At 63.2% G+C, this 21437-nt stretch carries 21 protein-coding genes; 14 read left to right on the top strand and 7 right to left on the bottom strand.

Annotation, left to right across the window (positions count from 1 at the left end):
* Window positions 1–80: 80 nt before the first annotated feature.
* The 7 genes from cyoA to ACFJIU_RS23645 are packed head-to-tail and all read left to right on the top strand — an operon-like array spanning window position 81 to window position 7034.
* Complete coding sequence (gene cyoA / locus ACFJIU_RS23675) at window positions 81–1298, top strand: ubiquinol oxidase subunit II (RefSeq protein WP_379064126.1); 1218 nt, start codon at window positions 81–83, stop codon at window positions 1296–1298.
* Between the two features lie 3 nt (window positions 1299–1301).
* A complete protein-coding gene (cyoB, locus tag ACFJIU_RS23670; RefSeq protein ID WP_379064123.1) occupies window positions 1302–3308 on the top strand; it encodes a cytochrome o ubiquinol oxidase subunit I in 2007 nt (668 codons plus the stop codon).
* Window positions 3305–3937, top strand: a complete 633-nt coding sequence (gene cyoC / locus ACFJIU_RS23665; RefSeq protein WP_379064120.1) for a cytochrome o ubiquinol oxidase subunit III — start codon at window positions 3305–3307, stop codon at window positions 3935–3937. Before cyoB ends, cyoC begins: the two co-directional genes overlap by 4 nt.
* Window positions 3934–4347 carry a cytochrome o ubiquinol oxidase subunit IV gene (gene cyoD, locus ACFJIU_RS23660; RefSeq protein WP_379064117.1) on the top strand — a complete coding sequence of 138 codons (414 nt, stop codon included), beginning with the start codon at window positions 3934–3936 and terminating at the stop codon, window positions 4345–4347. The genes cyoC and cyoD overlap by 4 nt, the downstream gene beginning before the upstream one ends.
* Window positions 4344–5156 (top strand): SURF1 family protein, encoded by an 813-nt coding sequence (locus tag ACFJIU_RS23655; protein ID WP_379064114.1) that lies wholly within the window; start codon window positions 4344–4346, stop codon window positions 5154–5156. The genes cyoD and ACFJIU_RS23655 overlap by 4 nt, the downstream gene beginning before the upstream one ends.
* Window positions 5153–6511, top strand: coding sequence for an ATP-binding protein (locus ACFJIU_RS23650; RefSeq protein ID WP_379064112.1), 1359 nt, complete (start codon window positions 5153–5155; stop codon window positions 6509–6511). The genes ACFJIU_RS23655 and ACFJIU_RS23650 overlap by 4 nt, the downstream gene beginning before the upstream one ends.
* A complete protein-coding gene (locus tag ACFJIU_RS23645; protein ID WP_379064110.1) occupies window positions 6501–7034 on the top strand; it encodes a response regulator transcription factor in 534 nt (177 codons plus the stop codon). Before ACFJIU_RS23650 ends, ACFJIU_RS23645 begins: the two co-directional genes overlap by 11 nt.
* A 60-nt stretch (window positions 7035–7094) precedes the next feature.
* On the opposite strand, the gene ACFJIU_RS23640 is transcribed toward ACFJIU_RS23645, so the two are convergent.
* From ACFJIU_RS23640 to ACFJIU_RS23610, 7 genes are all read right to left on the bottom strand, one after another.
* Window positions 7095–8342, bottom strand: coding sequence for an enolase C-terminal domain-like protein (locus tag ACFJIU_RS23640; protein WP_379064108.1), 1248 nt, complete (start codon window positions 8340–8342; stop codon window positions 7095–7097).
* Between the two features lie 77 nt (window positions 8343–8419).
* A complete protein-coding gene (locus ACFJIU_RS23635; protein ID WP_379064106.1) occupies window positions 8420–9202 on the bottom strand; it encodes an ATP-binding cassette domain-containing protein in 783 nt (260 codons plus the stop codon).
* 1 nt (window position 9203) lies between these two features.
* Window positions 9204–10178: an ABC transporter permease gene (locus tag ACFJIU_RS23630; RefSeq protein WP_379064104.1), complete on the bottom strand. Its 975-nt coding sequence runs from the start codon at window positions 10176–10178 to the stop codon at window positions 9204–9206.
* Between the two features lie 165 nt (window positions 10179–10343).
* Entirely contained in the window at window positions 10344–11312 is a 969-nt protein-coding gene (locus tag ACFJIU_RS23625; protein ID WP_379064102.1) for a sugar ABC transporter substrate-binding protein, read from the bottom strand.
* A 176-nt stretch (window positions 11313–11488) separates the two neighbouring features.
* Window positions 11489–12685, bottom strand: a complete 1197-nt coding sequence (locus tag ACFJIU_RS23620) for an AGE family epimerase/isomerase (protein ID WP_379064101.1) — start codon at window positions 12683–12685, stop codon at window positions 11489–11491.
* A gap of 10 nt (window positions 12686–12695) precedes the next feature.
* A complete protein-coding gene (locus ACFJIU_RS23615; RefSeq protein WP_379073205.1) occupies window positions 12696–13481 on the bottom strand; it encodes an SDR family NAD(P)-dependent oxidoreductase in 786 nt (261 codons plus the stop codon).
* Window positions 13481–14401, bottom strand: coding sequence for an SMP-30/gluconolactonase/LRE family protein (locus tag ACFJIU_RS23610; protein ID WP_379064099.1), 921 nt, complete (start codon window positions 14399–14401; stop codon window positions 13481–13483). The genes ACFJIU_RS23615 and ACFJIU_RS23610 overlap by 1 nt, the downstream gene beginning before the upstream one ends.
* 204 nt (window positions 14402–14605) lie before the next feature.
* Here ACFJIU_RS23610 and ACFJIU_RS23605 point away from each other — a divergent pair, with 204 nt between their 5' ends.
* The 7 genes from ACFJIU_RS23605 (at window position 14606) to ACFJIU_RS23575 (ending at window position 21403) form a co-directional block, all read left to right on the top strand.
* On the top strand, window positions 14606–15283 hold the full coding sequence (locus ACFJIU_RS23605) for a GntR family transcriptional regulator (protein WP_379064097.1): 678 nt from the start codon (window positions 14606–14608) through the stop codon (window positions 15281–15283).
* A gap of 56 nt (window positions 15284–15339) precedes the next feature.
* Window positions 15340–15738, top strand: coding sequence for a hypothetical protein (locus ACFJIU_RS23600; protein ID WP_379064095.1), 399 nt, complete (start codon window positions 15340–15342; stop codon window positions 15736–15738).
* A gap of 410 nt (window positions 15739–16148) precedes the next feature.
* A complete protein-coding gene (locus ACFJIU_RS23595; protein WP_379064094.1) occupies window positions 16149–17030 on the top strand; it encodes a transporter in 882 nt (293 codons plus the stop codon).
* 267 nt (window positions 17031–17297) lie between these two features.
* Window positions 17298–18095 carry an SDR family NAD(P)-dependent oxidoreductase gene (locus tag ACFJIU_RS23590; RefSeq protein WP_379064092.1) on the top strand — a complete coding sequence of 266 codons (798 nt, stop codon included), beginning with the start codon at window positions 17298–17300 and terminating at the stop codon, window positions 18093–18095.
* Window positions 18096–18148: 53 nt separating this feature from the next.
* Window positions 18149–19270 (top strand): DUF5938 domain-containing protein, encoded by a 1122-nt coding sequence (locus ACFJIU_RS23585; RefSeq protein ID WP_379064090.1) that lies wholly within the window; start codon window positions 18149–18151, stop codon window positions 19268–19270.
* Window positions 19271–19419: 149 nt separating this feature from the next.
* Window positions 19420–20601: a lipid-transfer protein gene (locus tag ACFJIU_RS23580; protein ID WP_379064088.1), complete on the top strand. Its 1182-nt coding sequence runs from the start codon at window positions 19420–19422 to the stop codon at window positions 20599–20601.
* A 40-nt stretch (window positions 20602–20641) separates the two neighbouring features.
* Window positions 20642–21403, top strand: coding sequence for a glucose 1-dehydrogenase (locus ACFJIU_RS23575; protein ID WP_379064086.1), 762 nt, complete (start codon window positions 20642–20644; stop codon window positions 21401–21403).
* Window positions 21404–21437: the final 34 nt, after the last annotated feature.

The following is a 21437-nucleotide window of genomic DNA, read 5'->3' as shown; positions in this document are numbered from 1 at the left end:
ATTGTCCAATGTCGGTGCCGTGTCCGGCTCGGCTACTCCATCATCTATCTTGCAGTGCACAATGACGGGCGGACGCTTTCATGTCCACACATTGGTTCTCTTCACATAGACTCGGGCGCAGGCTCGCCAGTCTGCTGATCCTGCCGCTGGCGGTGATTCTCAGCGGCTGCGATTTCGTGGTGCTGGCGCCTGCCGGCGACATTGCTGCGCAGCAGCGCGATCTGCTCGTGGTGTCCACGCTGCTGATGCTGATCATCATCGTGCCGGTGATGGTGCTGATCGTGCTCTTTGCCTGGCGCTATCGGCAGTCCAATGCGTCGGCCACCTACGCACCCGACTGGGACCATTCCACCAAGCTGGAACTCGTCATCTGGGCAGCGCCGCTGCTCATCATCATCTGCCTTGGCGCGCTGACCTGGCTCGGCACCCACCTGCTCGATCCGTACCGCCGCCTCGACCGCATCGCGCCCGGGCAACCGGTGACCGAAGAGCACAGGCCGCTCAGGGTCGAGGTCGTGTCGCTCGACTGGAAATGGCTCTTCATCTACCCCGAATACGGCGTTGCCGCGGTCAACGAGATGGCGGCACCGGTCGGCAGGCCGATCGATTTCCGCATCACTTCGTCCGGCGTGATGAACTCCTTCTACATCCCGGCGCTCGCCGGCATGATCTATTCCATGCCCGGCATGGAGACCAAGCTGCACGCGGTGATCAACCACGAAGGCACCTACAAGGGGTTCTCGGCGAACTACAGCGGCGCCGGCTTTTCCGGCATGCGCTTCGATTTCCATGGCCAGTCGGAGACTGGTTTCGAACAGTGGGTGGCGAAGGCCAAGGCCGCCGGCCAGACGCTGGACCGGGCGCACTATCTGGAGCTGGAAAGGCCGAGCGAGAACGAGCCGGTGCGCCGTTACGGCGCGGTCGATCCCAACCTCTACCAGGCCATCCTCAACATGTGCGTCGAAACAGGCAAGATGTGCATGAACGAGATGATGTCGATCAACGCCAAGGGCGGGCTTGGCCTCGAAGGCGCCTACAACACCTTGCCGCTCGAATACGACAAGTTCGCCCGTCGCGGTTCGATCCTCGGTCCGCGGCCATCCTACGTCGCCACCATCTGCACGGCCGAGGAAGCCGAAGCCGCGTTCCGCGCGGCGCGCGCCGCCGGCGACGACGCCATCGGTCCCAAGGACCATTCTCCGCTCCGCGGTGCCGGCATGCTCCGGCCGTGGATGCGCCCCGAACTGCCCGGCGCGATGTCGCAAATCGACGTCCCCGCTCTTTCTTCAAGGCTCTGACGCATGGCTGTCCCGCAAAACGTGGAAACCACTTTCCTTTTCGGACGTCTGACCTGGGAAGCATTCCCGCTGCACGAACCGATCGTCGTCGCGACCTTCGCGGTCGTGGCGCTGGGCGGCGTGGCGTTGCTTGCCACGCTCACCTGGTTCCGGCTCTGGGGCTATCTGTGGCGGGAGTGGTTCACCTCCGTCGACCACAAGAAGATCGGCATCATGTACATGGTGCTGGGCATCGTCATGCTGCTGCGCGGCTTTGCCGACGCCATCATGATGCGCCTGCAGCAGGCGATGGCCTTTAACGGTTCCGAGGGCTACCTCAACGCCCATCACTACGACCAGATCTTCACCGCCCACGGCGTCATCATGATCTTCTTCGTGGCGATGCCGCTGGTCACCGGCCTGATGAACTATGTCGTGCCGCTGCAGATCGGCGCACGCGACGTGTCGTTTCCGTTCCTCAACAATTTCAGCTTCTGGATGACGGTCGGCGGCGCGGTTCTGGTGATGGCTTCGCTGTTCGTCGGCGAGTTCGCGCAGACCGGCTGGCTCGCCTATCCGCCGCTCTCCAACATCGGCTACAGTCCGTGGGTCGGCGTCGACTATTACATATGGGGATTGCAGGTCGCCGGCGTCGGCACGACCCTGTCGGGCATCAACCTGGTGTGCACCATCGTCAAGATGCGCGCACCCGGCATGTCGCTGATGAAGATGCCGGTCTTCACCTGGACCTCGCTCTGCACCAACGTGCTGATCGTCGCCTCCTTCCCGGTGCTGACGGCGGTGCTGGCGCTGCTCTCGCTCGACCGCTACGTCGGCACCAACTTCTTCACCAACGACTTCGGCGGCAACCCGATGATGTATGTGAACCTCATCTGGATATGGGGTCACCCGGAAGTCTACATCCTCATCCTGCCGCTGTTCGGTGTCTTCTCGGAAGTGACGTCGACCTTCTCCGGCAAAAGGCTGTTCGGCTACACCTCGATGGTCTACGCCACCGTCGTCATCACCGTCCTGTCCTATCTCGTGTGGCTGCACCACTTCTTCACCATGGGCTCGGGCGCCAGCGTCAACTCGTTCTTCGGCATCACCACGATGATCATCTCGATCCCGACGGGTGCCAAGATATTCAACTGGCTCTTCACCATGTATCGCGGCCGCATCCGCTTCGACCTGCCGATGATGTGGACCGTGGCCTTCATGCTGACCTTCACGGTCGGCGGCATGACCGGCGTGCTGCTGGCGGTTCCGCCGGCCGATTTCGTGCTGCACAACAGCCTGTTCCTGATCGCGCATTTCCACAACGTCATCATCGGCGGCGTGCTGTTCGGCCTGTTCGCCGGCATCGCCTACTGGTGGCCGAAAGCGTTCGGCTTCAAGCTCGACCCGTTCTGGGGCAAGGTGTCGTTCTGGTGCTGGGTGGTCGGCTTCTGGCTCGCCTTCATGCCGCTCTACATCCTCGGCCTGATGGGCGTCACCCGTCGCATGCGCGTGTTCGACGATCCGTCGCTGCAGATCTGGTTCATCATCGCCGGTCTGGGTGCTGCCCTGATCGCGGTCGGCATCGCCGCCATGCTGCTGCAGTTCTTCGTCTCGATCATGCGGCGCGAGAAGCTCGCCGACGACACCGGAGATCCCTGGGATGGCCGCACGCTCGAATGGTCGACCTCGTCGCCGCCGCCGGCCTACAACTTCGCCTTCACGCCGGTCGTGCATGACAACGATGCCTGGTGGGACATGAAGAAGCGCGGCTACAGCCGGCCGCTCTCCGGTTATCGCCCGATCCACATGCCGAAGAACACCGGCACCGGCGTCATCCTGGCAGGGATCAGCACCGTCGTCGGCTTCGCCCTGATCTGGTACATCTGGTGGCTGGCGGCGGTGGGCTTCTTCGCCCTGCTGGTCGTCGCCATCGGCCACACCTTCAACTACCACCGCGACTTCCATATTCCTGCCGAGGAAGTCACGCGCACGGAAGAGGCGAGAACCCAGCTCCTGGCGGTGCGGTCATGAGCGCCGTCGCGGTGACGGCCGCCGAAAAAGCCGTTCCGACCTTCTATGTGAAGGATGAGCACGACCACGTCGAGGGCGGCAGCACCATGCTCGGCTTCTGGATCTACCTGATGAGCGACTGCCTCATCTTCGCGATCCTGTTTGCCGTCTATGGTGTGCTCGGCACCAATTATGCCGCCGGCCCGGCGCCGAAGGACCTGTTCGACCTGTCGCTGGTGGCGGTCAACACGACGATGCTTCTTTTGTCGTCCATCACCTATGGCTTCGCCATGCTGTCGATGGAGAAGAACCGCGTCGCCGCAACGCAGATCTGGCTCGGCGTGACCGGCCTGTTCGGCCTCGCCTTCCTCGGCATCGAACTCTATGAATTCGCCCATATGATCCACGAGGGGGCGACGCCGCAGCGCAGCGGCTTCCTGTCGGCCTTCTTCACGCTGGTCGGCACGCACGGGCTGCACGTCACCTTCGGCATCATCTGGCTGGTGACGCTGATGATCCAGGTCGGCCAGCGCGGCCTGATCGCGGCCAACCGCCGCCGCCTGATGTGCCTGTCGATGTTCTGGCACTTCCTCGACGTGATCTGGATCGGCGTCTTCACCTTCGTCTATCTGATGGGAATGCTGCGATGAGCGCACACCACGATACCGCCGCCGCCCATGACAAGCATGACGCCCACAGCGCGCATGCCCACGATACGCATGACGACGGCCATGGCCATGCCTCGCTGAAGGGTTACCTGACCGGCTTCGTCCTGTCCGTCATCCTGACGGCGATCCCGTTCGGGCTGGTCATGACCGGTGCGATCGAGAACAAGCAGGCCGCCGCCATCGTCATCATGGTCTTCGCGGTCGTGCAGATCGTCGTGCACATGATCTACTTCCTGCACATGAACTCGTCGTCGGAAGGCGGCTGGTCGATGCTGGCGATGATGTTCACCATCATCGTGGTGGTGATCGTGCTGACCGGATCGTTGTGGGTGATGTATCATCTCAACACGAACATGATGCCTGGGCTGCACGAAATGAGCGAGATGCCGTGAGCGCCGGCGAGGGCGCAGGGGGAACCGACGTCGGCGAAAACAGCAACGGATCGAGAGAAGCGGGGGAGCTTCGCCCCCGGCGCTCACCCGTGATCCGTTTCGTGTTCCTCGCGCTTTCGCTGCTTTGCATCGCCATCCTTGTCGGCCTTGGCGTCTGGCAGGTCGAGCGACGGGCGTGGAAACTGGACCTCATCGCCCGCGTCGAGCAGCGTATCCACGCACCGGCGGTCGCGGTGCCAGGGCCTTCCGAATGGGCGGGCGTCACTCCACAAACACACGAATACAGCCGGGTGCGCCTGAGCGGCTCCTATCTCAACGATCGCGAGACGTTCACGCAGGCGGTGACGGCTTTGGGCGGTGGCTTCTGGGTGATGACGCCGTTCCGGACCGACGAAGGCTTCATCGTCCTGGTCAATCGCGGTTTCGTGCCGCCTGATCGCAAGGCTGCTGCCACACGGCAGGCCGGCCTCGTCGAAGGCGCCACCACCGTCACCGGCCTGTTGCGCATCAGCGAGCCGGGTGGCGGTTTTCTGCGCGAGAACGATCCGGCCCATGATCGCTGGTATTCACGCGATGCCGCTGCCATCGCTGCCGCGCGCGGCCTTGCCGGTGCCGCCCCCTTCTTCGTGGACGCGGATGCGATCGCCGATGATGCCTGGCCGCGTGGCGGCCTGACGGTGGTCAGCTTCCGCAACAGCCATCTCGTCTATGCGCTGACATGGTTCGGCCTTGCCGCCATGCTTTCGGCTGCATTGGGCTTTGTCCTGTTGCGCGGCCGGCATCACGCCGCCGATGGGAAGCGCCGATGACCTTGACGCCGCCGCCACGCTGGAAGACACACGCCTCGACCGGGTCCGCGACAAGCGGAAACGTTCTGGGGAGGACGATCATTTTCAATCCGGATGCCACCAACAGGAAGAACCTTCTTCTGTTGATCCAGCTGCGCTGGCTTGCCGTCGCGGGACAGGTGATCACGATCGCGGCGATCGAGTGGGGGTTCGGAATCGACCTGCCACTGCCGGAAATGGCCGCCGTCGTGCTTTCGCTGGTCGGCCTCAACCTGGCCAGCCTGCTGTTCCTGCGCATGGCAAGACCGGTGTCGAACGGCGTCCTGTTCGCGTCGCTGCTGCTCGACATGACCGCGCTGACGGCGCAGCTCTACCTCAGTGGCGGCGCTTCCAATCCTTTTGTCTCGCTGTATCTGCTGCAGATCACGCTTGGCGCGGTGTTGCTGGCGCCCTGGTCGACATGGGTGCTCGTCGCTGCAGCCTCGCTCTGCTTCGTGCTTCTGACGATGGTGTTTCTGCCGATCGAGATGTCGCATCACGGCGGCGATCTCCTCGACCTGCACATTCGCGGCATGTTCGTCTGCTTCATCCTGGCGGCGGGGCTGATCGTGCTGTTCATGACACGCATCAACCGCAACCTGCGCGAACGCGACGCCTATCTGGCGGACCTGCGCCAGCAGTCGGCCGAGGAGGACCACATCGTTCGCATGGGTCTGCTGGCTTCGGGCGCCGCGCATGAACTCGGCACCCCGCTCTCCACGATCTCCGTGCTGCTCGGCGACTGGCGCCATTCCGACATCATCGCGCGGCATCCGGAACTGCTTGGCGATGTCGACGAGATGCAGGCCCAGCTCGACCGCTGCAAGCGCATCGTCTCCGGCATATTGATGTCGTCCGGCCAGGCACGCGGCGAGGGCAGCGTCCACACCACGGCGCGCGGCTTTCTCGACGGGCTGGTCGCCGAGTGGCGCGATCACAGGTCGCCGGCGCAGCTCGACTACGACAACGAGTTCGAACCGGATGAGCCGATCGTGTCCGATGCGGCACTCAAGCAGGTCATCTTCAACGTGCTGGACAACGCGCTCGAGGCATCGCCGCAATGGGTGGGCGTCACCGCCAGGCGGCAGGGGCAGGCCCTGGTGCTGATGGTCCGCGATCACGGCAAAGGGTTCGACAAGGAGATACTCGCGGCGCTCGGAAAGCCCTATATGTCGAGCAAGGGGCGCGAGGGTGGAGGGCTCGGGCTGTTCCTGGTCGTCAACGTGATCAGGAAGCTCGGCGGAACCGTTACCGCGCGCAACACCGGGCGAGGCGCTTGCGTGACGCTGACATTGCCTCTCGATGCCCTGGCGGCAGGAGATGAAAATGGCATCTGACCGTTCGCTCGTGATCGTCGAAGACGACGCTGCTTTCGCGCGCACTTTGGCACGCTCTTTCGAGAAACGCGGCTACCATGTCGATGTCTGCGACAGCGTCCAGGCTCTCACCGACTTTCTCGAACAGGGCACGCCGGAATTCGCGGTTGTGGACCTGAAACTCGGCACCGGCTCGGGCCTCGAATGCGTCAAGGCGCTGCACGGACGCGACCCGTCGATCCGCATCGTCGTGCTCACCGGCTTCGCCAGTATCGCCACGGCCGTCGAGGCGATCAAGCTCGGCGCCAGCCACTATCTCGCCAAGCCCGCCAACACCGACGACATCGAGGCCGCCTTCGGCAGGACCGAGGGCGATGTCGACGTGCCGCTGTCGCAGCGCCCGACCTCGATCAAGAACCTCGAATGGGAACGCATCCACGAGACGCTGGTCGAGACCGACTTCAACATTTCCGAGACGGCGCGCCGGCTCGGAATGCACCGCCGCACATTGGCACGGAAGCTGGAGAAGCGGCCGCTGAAGTGAACGGCCGAGGCTTTCTCGGATGATGGCGTGCTCCTATCGACCTTGCGCGCGCCTCGGCAGTCAATACTCCACCACCCGGTTGTCGTGCGGGTCTGCCCAGCGGGTGTTGGGCACGACCGAGAACCAGCCCGGGCGGGACGGGTCGCGGTCGTAGGGGTAGCCACCGATCGACTTGTAGAGTTCGGCATACTTGCCGAGCTTGTCACGGTCGATCTCGACGCCGAGGCCGGGCTTTGTCGGCACTGCGATCGCGCCGTTCACATATTGCATCGGGCCGCCGACGATGATGTCGTCGACGAGCTGGTGGTAATGCGCGTCGGCATGGAAGACGAGGTTCGGCACCACCGCGCCGAGATGCAGCATGGTGGCCAGCTGGATGCCGAGTTCGCCGGATGAGTGGACGGCGATGCCGAGCTGGAAGGTCTCGCAGACGCCGGCGGCCTTGATGCAGGGCCGGATGCCGCCCCAGAAGGTCGTGTCGAGCAGGATGACGTCGACCGCGGGATTGAGGATGTTGGCCGACAGCTGCTCGAAATTGATGACCACCGTGTTGGTGGCCAGCGCCATCGACGTGTTCTCGCGCACGCGCCGCATGCCGTTGAGACCCCAGGTCGGGTCCTCGTAGTAGTCGTTGTTCAGGTCCTCGATGCCCTTCGCGAAACGGATCGCCTCCTCGACACTGAAGGCGGCATTGGGATCATAACGTACGCTGTCGCCGCCCAGCGCCTTGGCCCAGGCGCGGTAGACCTCCAGTTCGTAGTCGGGCGGGAAGACGCCGCTTTTCAGCTTGTGGGAGGTGAAGCCGCATTTCTTCTTCAGCGCCAGGGTCTGTTCGATCAGTTGGTCGGCGGTGCGCGTCTCGCCCTCGCCGGTATCCTTGTTCGGCAGGCGGAAGAACATGTAGCTGGCGAAAGGCACCATGTCGCGCATCTTGCCGCCGAGGATGTCATAGGCCGGCACACCCAGGAACTTGCCGATGATGTCGATGCAGGCGAACTCGATCGCCGCATGCATCTGCGTGCGGTTGTTGTACAGGCTGGCGGTCGGATTGCAGATCGCGAAGCGCAACTGCTCGAGCTCGAACGGATCGTGGCCGACGAGATAGGGCTTCAGCGCACGGAACGCAGCTTCCGCGCTTTCGCCGCCGCCGCCCATCTCGCCAAGGCCGATGATGCCGACGTCGGTTTCGATCTCGACAATCGTACGCACGAAGCGCCCCCAGTGCGCACCGTTGGAATGGCGCAGTGGCGCCTCGAGCGGAACCGTGACTGTTGTTGCGCGGATATCGGTGATCTTTGGCCGCTTCATGGAAGGCTCCTGGCATGCGTTTCGAATGGGGTGCCGGCCGCTGCCCCCAGCGGCCGGCGGCCGGTGGGGGACACCGGCTAGCTGATGATGCGGGTCATCTCTTCGACGCTGACGTCGTCGCGCGGCACGTCGAGTACCTTCTGGCCACGCGCCATCGCAACGATACGATCGGAGATCGGGTGGATGTGATGCAGGTTGTGGCTGATGAAGATGGAGGTGACACCCTGCGCCTTCAGTTCGACCACGTGGTCCAGCACCTTGTTGGTTTCCTTGACCGAGAGATGGTTCGTCGGCTCATCGAGGATCAGCACCTTGGAGCGGAAATGCATGGCGCGGGCGATCGCCACGCCCTGGCGCTGGCCGCCGGACAGCGCTTTCACCGGCGTGTCGGGCCCACGCAGGTGCAGGCCCACACCCTTCAGCCCCTCCATGGATTCGCGCCGCATCTTGTCGCGATCGACGACGCCGAGACCGGGACGGCCGAACTTCAGCGGCTCACGACCGATGAAGAAGTTCTGCGCGATCGTCATCTCGGGGACCATCGCCGTGTACTGGTAGATCGTCTCGATGCCGAGGCGCATCGCGACCTCCGGTCCGGTGATGGCGACCTCGCTGCCTTCGATGAAGATCTGGCCCTTATCCTGCGTATGCACGCCCGACAGGATCTTGATCAGCGTCGATTTGCCGGCGCCGTTGTCGCCGACCAGGCCGATGACCTCGCCGCGTTCGGCATGGAAGTCGACATCCTTGAGCGCATGCACCGCGCCGTACCATTTCTGCAGGCTGCTGCACCGGATGATCGGGTTGGCCGATGGCTGCGCGGTGATGACGGGTGCGATTTCGCTGGCGATGGTGCTCATCTCACGCTCCCTTCATGCTTTCGGCCTTGAGCCGGGTCTGCGTGTTGAGAACGACGGCGATGACGATCATCGCGCCGACCGCGAACATGAACCAGTTGGCGTTGACGCCGCTCAGCACGAGGATGTTCTCGATCACCGCGATCAGCAGCGTGCCGACGATCGCGCCGAGGATCGAACCGACCCCGCCGGTCAACGCGACGCCGCCGATGACCGCCGCGGCGATCGCCTGCATCTCCAGCCCGGTGCCGAGGTTCGGCACGATCACCTTGACGCGGAAACTCTGGATGATGCCGGCGAAACCCGCGAGTGTCGCGCAAAGCACGAAACAGGCCATCTTCACCCGGTCGGTCTTGATGCCCATGTCGCGTGCCGCCTGCGGCTGGCCGCCCGTCGCGTAGATCCAGTGGCCGAAATCCATGCGTCGCAGCACGAAGCCGAGTGCCAGCGCGATGCCGATCATGTAGAGCAGCGAGGCGCGCGGTGTGACGATGCCGAGGTCGAGACGTCCGACCAGCCACGATACGTCCAGTTCGCGCGGGAAGATCGGCGGGAAGCCGCCGGCCAGCACCACGGCCAGGCTGCGCGCCATGAACAGCATGCCAAGCGTGGCGATGAAGGAGGGTATCTTGAGCCGCAGCGTCATCAGGCCGTTGGCGACGCCGATGGCCGCTGCCACCAAGAGGCCGATCAGGATCGCGGCCGCCACCGGCCAGCCGGCCTGCATCAGCAGCACGGTCACCATGGGCGACAGGCCGAAAACGGACCCGACGGACAGGTCGAATTCGCCGGCGATGATCAGGATCGTCATGCCGATGGCGACGATTGCGAGTTCGGGGATCGGTTGCAGATAGACGGTCATGTTGCCGGTCGTGAAGAACCGGGCGTTGAGGAAACTGAACAGGACGACGAGCACGAGGAAGATGGCGAGCGCAGCCATCTCCGGACGTGCCATCAGGGATCTTAGCTTGACGTTCATGAGCTGAACCTTGCTGGAGTAATTCCAGGAAAACGCGTGGCGGCTTCCGTCTGGAGTTGCATGAAAAACAAAGAATTGGATCGGTTCCGCGTTCCAGTGAAAACGGAAGGGTTCCGTGCCTCCCGCCTCAGCGGGAGGCTGTGTCGACGAGGGAAGGCAGGCCGATCAGCGCACCCCCATCTGGACGTATTTTTCGACCGCTTCGACATCCTTCGGTTCGATCAGCGCCTTGCCGGTGTTCACGTCAAAGGCCGACAGGCCGAACTTCTTGATCATCGCCAGCTGCAGGATTGGCAGATAGCCCTGGTAATAAGGCTGCTGGTCGATCGTCAGGTCGACATAGCCCTTCTTCATCTCGTCGAGCACGACCGGCACGAGGTCGAAGGTCGCCATGTGGAGCTGGCCGGGCTTGATGCCGAGGTCGCGCAGGCATTCGCCGGCACCGGCACCCCAGAAGCCGGCATCGACATAGGCGTTGGTTTCCGGCTTGCCCTGCACATACTGGCAGATGCGTTGCGCGGTCACCGAAATGTCGTTCGACGAGTCGATCACCTCATAGTCTATCTGGCGGTTCGGATTGGCAGCCTTTGCCTCGTCCAGGAATTTCTTCGCGCCGCCGATACGGTCTTCCGCCCAGCTTTCTCCCGGACGGGACAAACCGAGAAGGGCATGCACCGGCTGATCCTCGGGGATCTTCTTGTACAGGCCCTGCATCAGCAGGTAACCGGCCTGGAAAAGGTCCTGGCCGACAAAGGCGAGGCGGGCGTTGCCGTCGCCACGCTTGGTGTCGTCGACATTGGCGCTGATGACCGGGATGCCCTTGTCGATCGCCTTCTTCACGGCCTCGTCATAGAGGTCGTCGTTGACGATGACGGTGACGATGCCGTCGACACCCTGTTCGATCACCGTCTCCAGGTTCTGCAGATGCTTCTGCAGGTCGCCGTTGGGCGTGGTGAACAGCAGCTGACAGTCGGCGTCGAACTGGGCGCAGGCGTCGTCCATGCCTTTCTTGATCGATTGCCAGAAGCTGTTGTCGATGCCGGTCTGCGTCAGGTAGACGAATTTCGGCTTGGCCTGTGCCGGCGCGGCAAACGCAATGCCCAAGGCCAGGGCCACCAACGATTTCCTCAGCATTTCTTCTCCTCCGGTTCTGATTGGCGTGCCCTGTTTCAAGGCCGGGTATCCGCGGAGCGCGCGGCGCGGGTCCGGTGCCCTGGTGTTTCCGCCTTTCGCGGAAACGCTCCAACTCTTTGTTTTCGCAATTCCGGACGGAAAACCGCTACGCACTTTTCCTGGAATTGCTCCTGGTGCTACTTCACCTCCCCAAGAACGCGCAGGATCTCCCAGCACGCGCCGAAGGGGTGGTAGTCGGTCTTGCCGGGAGGGCTCTTGATCTCGCTCCGCTTCACGCCGTCGGGGGAAAGGATGCGGAACCAGCAGCCGTACTCGTGGTCGATCAGGTGCCGCCAGCTGTAACCCCAGAGCCGGTCATAGTCCTGCCAGTAGCGCTCCCGTCCGGTGCGCATCGCCAGGCCTGCGGCTGCAGCCACCGTCTCGCAATGTGTCCAGTGATACTTGTCGAGATCGTACAGCCTGCCGTCAGGCCCATAGCTGTAGTGCATGCCGCCGAATTCGAGATCGGCGCTCCTGGCCAACGCCGTTTCATAGAGCGTGACGGCTGTGGGCAGAAGCCAGTCGCGCGGCCGGTATCGTTCGAGGATCAGCAGCAGCTTGGTCCATTCCGTCATATGGCCGGGCAGGTAGCCATAGGGACGGAACAGGTGTTTGGGATCGTCCCTGTTGTAATCCCAATCGACGGACCAGTCCTCGTGATAGTGCTCCCACACAACGCCCTGTGCCTGGCCGGCGAGTTCCACGCAGATGCGCCTTGCCAGTGTCTCTGCCCGGTCAAGATAGCGCGTCTCGCCGGTCGTCTCGTAGGCGGCAAGCATCGCCTCGGTCATGTGCATGTTGGCGTTCTGGCCGCGGTAAGGCGATACGGTGGACCAGTCGCGGCTGATCTCGTCCCTGTAGAGCTGGCGCGCTGGCTCCCAGAAGCGCTGTTCCAGCAGGTCCCAGGTCTCGGCGACCTTTTCCTTCGCGCCGGCGATCCCGGCCCTGGCGGCCGAGGCATAGGCCAGCAGCACGAAGGCGTGGCCGTAGCAATGCTTGGTTGTGTCTGCGGGCTCACGCCCGTTCATCACCCAGAAATAGCCGCCATGGTCCGGGTCGCGATGCACCTCGGCGAGATACCGCACGCCATGCGCGGCGGTATCGATGTAGTCGCGCCGGCCGAGCACATCCGCCGCTATGGAGAAGTTGAAGATGAACCGCGTGGTGGAGACGATGTGCTGGGTCTTGGCATCGGTGATGAGCCCGTCGTCGCGATATTCGTTGAAATAGCCGCCATCGAGGGTGTTCAGGCAGATCGGATGGTAGAAATCCATGATCTCGCGCATATGCGCGATGAGGAAATCCTTCGAGCGGAAGTCGGGCGCCGGCTTCATCCCTGTCATCCTATTCGGGCAGCACGATGCCGAGTTTCGACAGGGCGCCGCCGTCGATCTTCATGTCGGCACCGGTGATGAAGCGCGCCTTGTCGCTGGCGAGGAACGCCACCAGGTCGGCCACTTCCGACGCCTTGCCGACGCGGCCGATCGGGTGCCCCTTGCCCCAGGCCTCCAGCGTCCTTTCGGCGGTGCTGTCGCCTTTCCACAGATCCGCTGCCCAGCGCAGCATCGGCGTGTCGATCGAAGCCGGGCAGACTGCGTTGACCGTGATGTTGTCCGGGGCATGATCGAGCGCCATCGCGCGCACCAGGGCGTTGATGGCGCCCTTGCTGGCGGTATAGGCGGCCACGCCAGCCTGCGAGGCGTAGGACTGCACCGATGATATCGCCACGATGGCACCGCCGCCGCGCTTCCTCATCTCCGGGATGGCGAATTTCGCAGCGAGGAAGATGCCTTTCAGGTTGATGTCGAGAACATCGTCCCAGACGTCTTCCGCGGTATCCACCACCGTCCCGTAGCGCTGGATGCCGGCGCAGCAGACCAGAATATCGACGCCGCCGTGCTTCTCGACAGCGAGGCCCATTGCCGCCCGCATGTCATCGGCCTTGCGCACATCGCCGACAAAACCCGCCGCATTCGTCCCGATCTCGGCGACAGCCGTGTCGACCGAGGCCTTGTCGTTGGCGATGACCAGCACCTTGCCGCCGGCGCTGGCAAAACGCTCCGCGCAGGCGCGGCCCATGCCCAGGCTGCCGCCGGTGACGACGATGCTCCTGCCGCTGAATTCGGCCATCATCTCTGCTCCTTTTCGACGGATAGGGGTCCCGGACCGAATTTTGGTTCCGGACGGCCTCGGACACCTGGATTGAGCGCGAACACGCCGCCCTCGAGCGGATGCGCCGCAAGATGATCCGGGGTCATGGTGAAACGGGCCGAGGTGACGTAGAGCGTCGACAGATCGTCTCCACCAAAGGTGCAGCTTGTCGGCCATGTGGCGGGCAGGTCTACCATGCGCAGCAGGCGACCGTCGGTGTCGAAGTTGGCAACGGCGGCACCGCCGACGACGCGGCAGTTCCACAACGTGCCTGCCGCATCCATGCACGACCCGTCAGGCAGGCCCGGCGCGAACCCCGACACGATCGTGCGCCGGTTGCCGATTGTCCGGCCATCGACGTCATGGTCGAACCGGTAGATCTCGTTGGCGACGGTATCGGCGAAGAGGAAGCCGCCGTCGTCGGTCCAGGCCATCGTGTTCGAGATGCCGTATTCGTTGGGTGTCAGCTGTTTCACGGTCCCGTCGGGGTCGATGCGGTAGACCGCGCCCGAAGCCCGATCCATCTCCCTGGGCGAGCCATCCGGGTTCAGGTTGTTCTGCATGGTAGCCACCCAGAACGAGCCGTCCGGCGCCACCTTGCCCTCGTTGAGGCGGTTGTCCGGCAGGTCGGGCTCGGGGACAGCGAAAGTCTCGAAACCGCCGTCCGGCGCCCACAGGCAGACGTCGCGCTGCATGCCGACGATGAAGCCGCCGTCGCCGCGCATGCCGATCGACGTGACGATGGTCGGTGTCGGCCAGAGGTTGTGGCGACCGTTTGCTGGTTCCAGCCGATGGATACGGCTGCCGCCGATGTCGACCCAGTAGAGCGCCTTCTCCGCGGGAGACCAGATGATGCTTTCGCCGACAATATCGCCCGCGTCGAAGACCAGCTCAGCCATGCAGGCCGCCTTGGCTGCTCGTCCCGCATCTCGCCCGATCACTCGACATCACAGGCTTCCTCCCCTGTTTGTATCCTTGTATGCAAGAATATGATCGAGTGTCAAGCGAGCGATATCTGGGGCTTCGTCGCCCGAGGCAACCCGATATACTTGACAGTTCGCGAACTTGCATACAAGAAAACACAGGGAATGGAGATTGGCGGATTGGCGCAAGAGTCCAAGATTTCGGCGGCAGAGCACTGCTATCGCACGCTGTCGCACAAGATTGTCTCGCTTGAACTCAAGCCGAACGAGCCGGTTGGCGAGCAGGCGCTGGCGAAGATGCTTGGGGTAAGCCGTACGCCGGTCCGCGAAGCGCTTTCGAGACTGAGCGCCGAGCGTCTGGTCGATTTGCGGGCGCGGGCAGGTGTCATCATCGCGCCGATCCGCCTCGATGCCGTGCGCACCGCGCAGTTTGTTCGCGAAAAACTGGAGATGGCCATCGTGGCGGAGGCGGCCACCCAGTCGAACAGGCGCATCCTGCTCGGGATCAGGCAGGCGATCGAGGAACAGGAACTGGCGATCTACGAGAACAGCCCCGAGCTTTTCTTCGAGGCCGACGAACGCATGCATGGCCTGTTCTGCGCGCTGGCGGGACGGGAGAGCGTCTGGAGTTTCATTTCCGATGCAAAGAAGCACATGGACCGGCTGCGCAAGCTGTCGATCCAGAGCGGCCATATGGATGTGCTGGTCGACGACCACCGCCGCCTGACAGAGAAGGTGGCGGCGGCGGACGCGGACGGCGCAGCGGGGATCATGCAGATTCATCTGCGCAGGGTGCTGGACGACCTGCCGGAGATTCGCCGGAGTTTTCCGCATTTCTTCGAAGCGGACGCTTCATAGCCCGAGTGTCCGTACAGTTGCATCCTGCGGAGCGGGTGAAAACATGGCATTCTGGAATGCGGCAGCCTCAGGATGCGGAGCGATCTGCCGGATCGACGTTGCAGGAAGGGGTGATCCGCATGGACGACCAGAAGAAGGAGTTCGAGAGCGAGATTGCCGGCTACCGACAGCCGATGGTCACGTCCGTCGGCATCGTCCTCGGCTTCCTGCTGGCGTTCCTGGCCAACTGGGCCTCGCAGGCCGATGGCTCGTCGCCCGCTCTTTACAGTGCTTCTGACTTCATCATCGCGCTGGCGCTGTTCGGCAGTGCCGTTCTCTTCACCATCGTCCTGTTCCGGATGCTCAACAACCGCATCCACGCGGATGCGGCGACCCGCTATCAGACCACGTTCCGCATCTATATCTGCGGCTTCCTGCTGGCTTTTTCGGGTCTGGCGGTGGCCCTGGTCGTTTGATGGCCCCTGAACGTCTGTCGCATCGCTGAGCGGGAGGCAGACATCACGCCCCGGGGCGGTGATGTCTGTTGCCGGGGCAATCAAACGCACCTCGGATTGAGGCATTCCGACCAAGCTTCGACATGACGCCGGCATGCACAGGCGGGGACCGCCATTGTTCGCGGCGGCCATGCTGCGCCTGTCGGATCGCAGGCGCTTCCTGAACGAGCATCCTCGGTCGCCGACACCGATTTTCCACCGCTGGTCCGGTCTTTGCGGCGCCCGATACGATTGCGCCCGACGCCTCTTTCCTGTCGTGGACAGGCGGCCTGGCAGCGTTTTTATCCACTTGTCAAAATTTTCCTTGACGACTGAATATTTTTACTTGACGCTTGACAAGTCGGCTTCGGCCGGAGGGAGAGGGAGAGAGCATGACCAGACCGCGCCACTGGATGAGCCCGATCGCGCTTGCTGCATCGGTCTTGTTTGCCGTACCCGCGAATGCAATTGACATCATGCCCGGCGACTACACGGTGCTGCCTGCCGGGACCAATGCGCTTTTGCTTTACGGGCAGTATTCGCAGAGTTCGAAACTGAAGGTAGACGGGGTCGGCGAAGTACCGGATTCCAAACTCGGCCTCGGAATCGGGATCGCACGCTATCTGCACTACACCAGCGTTGGCGGGGTACCGGTCGGACTGCAGGCCTTCCTGCCGTTTGGCGGTTTCACCGAGGCACGGATCGGAGGGGCCGAACCGCTGACGAAGAGCGGCATTGGCGACTTGACGTTCGGTATCACCGCATGGCCGCTGAGCAGCGCCGACCCGACCGGCACCACGCTTGGCGTCACGGCTTATGTCTCCCTCCCTACCGGCGCTTTCCGCGACGAACCGGGGGCAATCAACATCGGCTCGGGCACCTGGACCTTCACGCCGCAGATCGGCCTGATCCAGGGCCTCGGCAATGGCTTCTTCTTCGACGGCGCTCTCGACGTCGCCGTGCGATCCGACCATTCCGAGAACGGGATCGAGTTCTCGCGTGACGCCTCCGTGCAGGTTCAGGCGTATCTTCGCTATCAGTTCTCGGCGACGACCAATGTTTCGTTCGGCTATTCGGGCACCTTCGGCGGCAAGGATTTCGTCAACGACACTTATGCCGGCACGAAGACCCGTTCCGACCAGTTGCGGCTGTTCGGCAGCACATTCCTGACGCCCACCTTGCAGGTGCAGGGGATGATCGGCACCGACCTCAACACCCAGGGCGGCTTCCGCAACGATTTCATCGGCACCGTTCGGCTGATGAAGCTTTTCTAGAGTTTCTCCAAGCCGGTTCTGTTTGGGGACGCGGCAGGCGATCTGGTGGAACAGGCACTCCGTGAGCCCATGTTCCACCCGACGGATCGCAGGCTTCGCAATGAATCTTGACACTTGTCAAAAGAAAACTTGACAGTCGTAAAGTATCGTTTCCATACTGGTTTGTATCGATCAGCGATCTACGGGAGGAGAGTCTGATGGTTTCGCAAAAGCGAGGTACGCATTTCAACGGCGACTGCAGCCCATCCAGGCCGAGCGGGTGCTGACATGGGAGATCTCAAGGGGAGGAAGGCTCTCGTTACCGGTGGCGCCCAGTCGATCGGCGCAGCCATTGCTGCCGCTTTGGTCGCGGCCGGCGCCGATGTCGTGATTGGCGATATTCAGGATGATGTTGGCCGGGCGACCGCCAAGGACCTCGCGGCCAAGGGAGCAAGGACCGGCTTCGTCCATCTGGACGTCACCAAGGACAAGGACTGGGAAGCCGCCGTTCCGCAAATCATCGAGCAGATCGGTGGCCTCGACATCGTCGTCAACAATGCGGGCATCGAAGTCACGGCGCTCGTGGCTGATATCGATGCCGACAGCATGTTGCGGATGTTCAACATCAATTGCGTTGGCACGGCACTGGGCATGAAGCATGCCTTTCGTGCCATGCGGCCGGGCGGCCCCGCAGGCAACGGCGGCTCGGTCGTAAACATTGCTTCGGTCGCCGCGACGATCGCGTTTCCGGCCATCGCCGCCTATTCGGGCAGCAAATCCGCGGTCGATCGCATGACCCGCGTCGCAGCGGTCGAGGCCGGCAAGCTCGGCTATGGCGTGCGGGTCAATTGCGTCTATCCGGGACTGATCGCCAATGCGATGGGTGTCGCCCTGGCCAATGACATCGTCGCGCTCGGCCTTGCGCCGGATGTTCCGACAGCGGTCGGCGGCGTTGTCGAACAGACGCCCCTCGGTCGGCTGGCCGAGCAGCCGGAAATCGCCGATGCGGTCGTTTTCCTCTGCTCCGATGCCGCGCGGTTCATCACCGGCATCGGGCTTCCGGTCGACGGCGGCATGGGGACCTAGGGCGCGCGCCCATTTGAACCCGCGATAATTCACCTAACATTCAGGGTAATTCCATGACCGACAAGAAGCCTGTCATCGTATACGGCGCGTCTGGTTACACAGGCCGTCTCATCTGCGAATACCTGCGTGAACTGAACGTGCCTTTCACGGCGGTCGGCCGCAACGAAAAGCTCGTCAAGGACGTCATGGACAAACTGCCCGGCACCGAAACCGCGCGGTTCGACGTCACCACCGTCAAGCACGACAAGGCCTCCCTGGTGAAGCTGTTCAAGGGCGCATCGGTGGTCTGCAACACCGTCGGCCCGTTCATCTCCTATGGCGGTGACGTGGTCGAGGCCTGTCTCGAAGCCGGCTGTCATTATCTCGATACCACCGGAGAGCAGGACTGGGTCCTGGAGTGCAAGGAAAAGTGGGGCGCCGATTTCGCCAGGAAGGGCTTGCTGCTCTCTCCCGGCGTCGCCCACATGTACACCACCGGCGAGATCGCGGCACAGATCGCGCTGGAAACCCCGGGCCTCGACACACTCGACATCTTGACGCTGTGGGGCGGGTTCCCGACCACGGCATCGACGCAGACCATTTTCACCATCCTGAAGGCGAAGTGGTACTATCTCGAGCAGAATGAATACAAGGAATGGCCGACCAGCACCAAGTTTGACGTCGTCGTTCCAGGCCAGCACGAGATGGGGCTGGCCCTGCCCTGGGGCGGCACCAGCCATCCGATCTGGTTCAAGGATGATCCGCGCGTCGCCAATGTGAAGGTGGCAGCCGGCGTGTTTGCGCGCCCGGTCATGGAAGGCGTCATCGCCACGGTGAAGATGTACGAAGACAACATCAAGCCGTTGCCGATGGACAAACAGATCGAGGAATTGCAGAAGATCGCCTCGTCGATCCAGTCGAACATGCCGCCGCGCGAAAATCCGCGCATCAACCGCTCGATCGACTCGGTCCACGCCTCCGGTCCGCTGACCCGCGTGCATGTCGTCATCCATGGCAACAGCAACTACAAGCAGACCGGTCTTCTGCAGGCCTACGCTGCCTATTCACTGATCCAGCAGCCACCAAGGCGTGCGGGCTTCGCTTCGGCAGGCCAGGCTTTCGGCCACCGCGAACTGCTCGGCGTGCTGCAGAGTTTCGGCTTCGTCGGCGAGCCGATCGTCACGGTCAATCGGTAGCTCGATGCGCGGCTTGCCGCGCGAGAGACCATGACCCCTGGCTGACGGCGATCGACGGATGCGTCGTCAGCCTTTTTGTAACCGGAAAAGAGCCGGCCGATTGGAGGAGCGCTCGGCCGTTCGCCGTGCGCCAGGGAGATGCCGCGTCCATGCAGGTCGTCGTTGCGGGGGTCGGAGCGATCCCCTTCAGGAAGCCGGATGCCGGCGACAGCTATGTGCGCATGGGTGCTGAGGCAATTGCCCTGTGCCTGCAGGATGCCGGTTTGTCCTACGATGTGATCCAGCAGGTCTATGCCGGTTATGTCTACGGCGACAGCTGCGCGGGACAACGCGTCGTCTATCAGGCGGGCATGACCGCAATTCCCATCTTCAACGTCAACAACAATTGCGCGACAGGCTCCTCGGCTCTCTTCCTGGCGCGGCAGGCAGTGGCGAGCGGCGCGGTCGAGTGCGCATTGGCGGTCGGTTTCGAGCAGATGCGTCCCGGCGCCATCGGCAATGTCTTCACCGACCGCGAAAGCCCGTTCGACCTGTTCGATCAGGAAGCCGACAGGCTGGCGGGTCATGCGGAGCTTCCGATCGCCATCCGCTATTTCGGTGGCGCCGGCCTGGCGCATATGCGGCAGTACGGGACCAGGCTGGAAACCTTTGCCAGCATCAGGGCCAAGGCCAGCCGTCACGCCGAACACAATTCGATGGCGATTTTCCGCAAGCCGCTAAGCGTGGAAGACGTCATGGCTTCACCCATGTTGTGGGACGGTGTGATGACCCGCCTCATGGCCTGCCCGCCGACATGCGGTGCTGCGGCGAGCCTGCTGTGCTCACCTGCATTCGCCCGCAGGCACGGGCTCGACATGCGTGTGGTGATCTCGGCTCAGGTCATGACGACCGATCCGGCAATCGATCCGGCAACGCGCGATATGCGCGACGTGGTCGGAGCGGGAATGGCGCGGATGGCGGCGAGGCAGGTCTATGACAAGACGGGCATCGACCCTCGCGACATCGATGTCATCGAACTGCACGACTGCTTTGCCCACAACGAGTTGATCACCTACGAGGCGCTCGGCCTGTGCGGTCCCGGAGAGGCCGAAAGGCTCGTCAGCGACAACGACAACACCTATGGCGGCGCCGTCGTCGTCAACCCGTCCGGAGGCCTCCTGTCCAAGGGACACCCCCTTGGCGCCACCGGACTGGCACAATGCGCCGAGCTGACCGCGCAACTGCGCGGCGTCGTGGGCGCGCGCCAGGTGGAGGGCGCGCGTCTGGCCCTGCAGCACAATCTGGGTCTGGGCGGTGCCTGTGTGGTCACGCTGTTCGAGAAGGTGAGCTGAAACGGAAAAGCACGGCGGGACAACCGCGAAGGGAGGAGAAATGGGACGCGTTCAGGACAAGGTGGCGATCGTGACCGGCGGAGCCAAGGGGCTCGGCCTGGCATCGGCGGAGGCGCTGGTGCGCGAAGGCGCCAGGGTGATGATCGCCGACGTCGATGCGGCCAGCGGAGAGGCCGCCGCCAGGACGCTGGGCGACAGGGCCGCCTTTCACAGGCTGGACGTGACGGATGCCAAGGCCTGGGATGCCGCGCTGGATGCTGCGGAAAAGGCGTTCGGACCGCTCGACGTGCTTGTCTCGAGCGCCGGTGTCGGCTCGATCGCAAGCGTCGAGGATATCTCGGACGCCGAGTGGAACCGCACGATCAACATCAACCTCAACGGCATCTACCTCGGCACCAAGGCTGCGATCGCCCGGATGAAGGGCAGGGGAGGATCGATCGTCCACATCGCTTCGGTCGAGGGCATGGTCGGCGATCCTGGTTTGCCGGCGTACAATGCCAGCAAGGGCGCGGTCCGCATGTTCACCCGCTCGGCCGCGATCCACTGCGCGCGCAACGGCTACGGCATCCGCGTCAATACGGTAAGCCCCGGTTTCGCCGGCACGCAGATGGTGGCCGATGCGCTCGCCGCGCTCGACCCCGGGGAAGCGGAAGCCTTTGCCGGGCGCTCGCTGGCACGCATTCCGATGGGTCGTTTCGCCGAACCGGCCGAGATAGCCAATTGCGTCCTTTTCCTTGCCTCGGGCGAAGCCAGCTACATCACGGGCAGTGACCTCGTGGTGGATGGCGGAATGATTGCCTGAGGTCGCCATGAGTGCGGTGCCAGCAACATCAGAA

This window comes from Mesorhizobium sp. UC74_2 (assembly GCF_042701485.1).
Taxonomy (GTDB): domain Bacteria; phylum Pseudomonadota; class Alphaproteobacteria; order Rhizobiales; family Rhizobiaceae; genus Mesorhizobium.
This window is presented reverse-complemented; position numbering and strand designations above follow the sequence as displayed.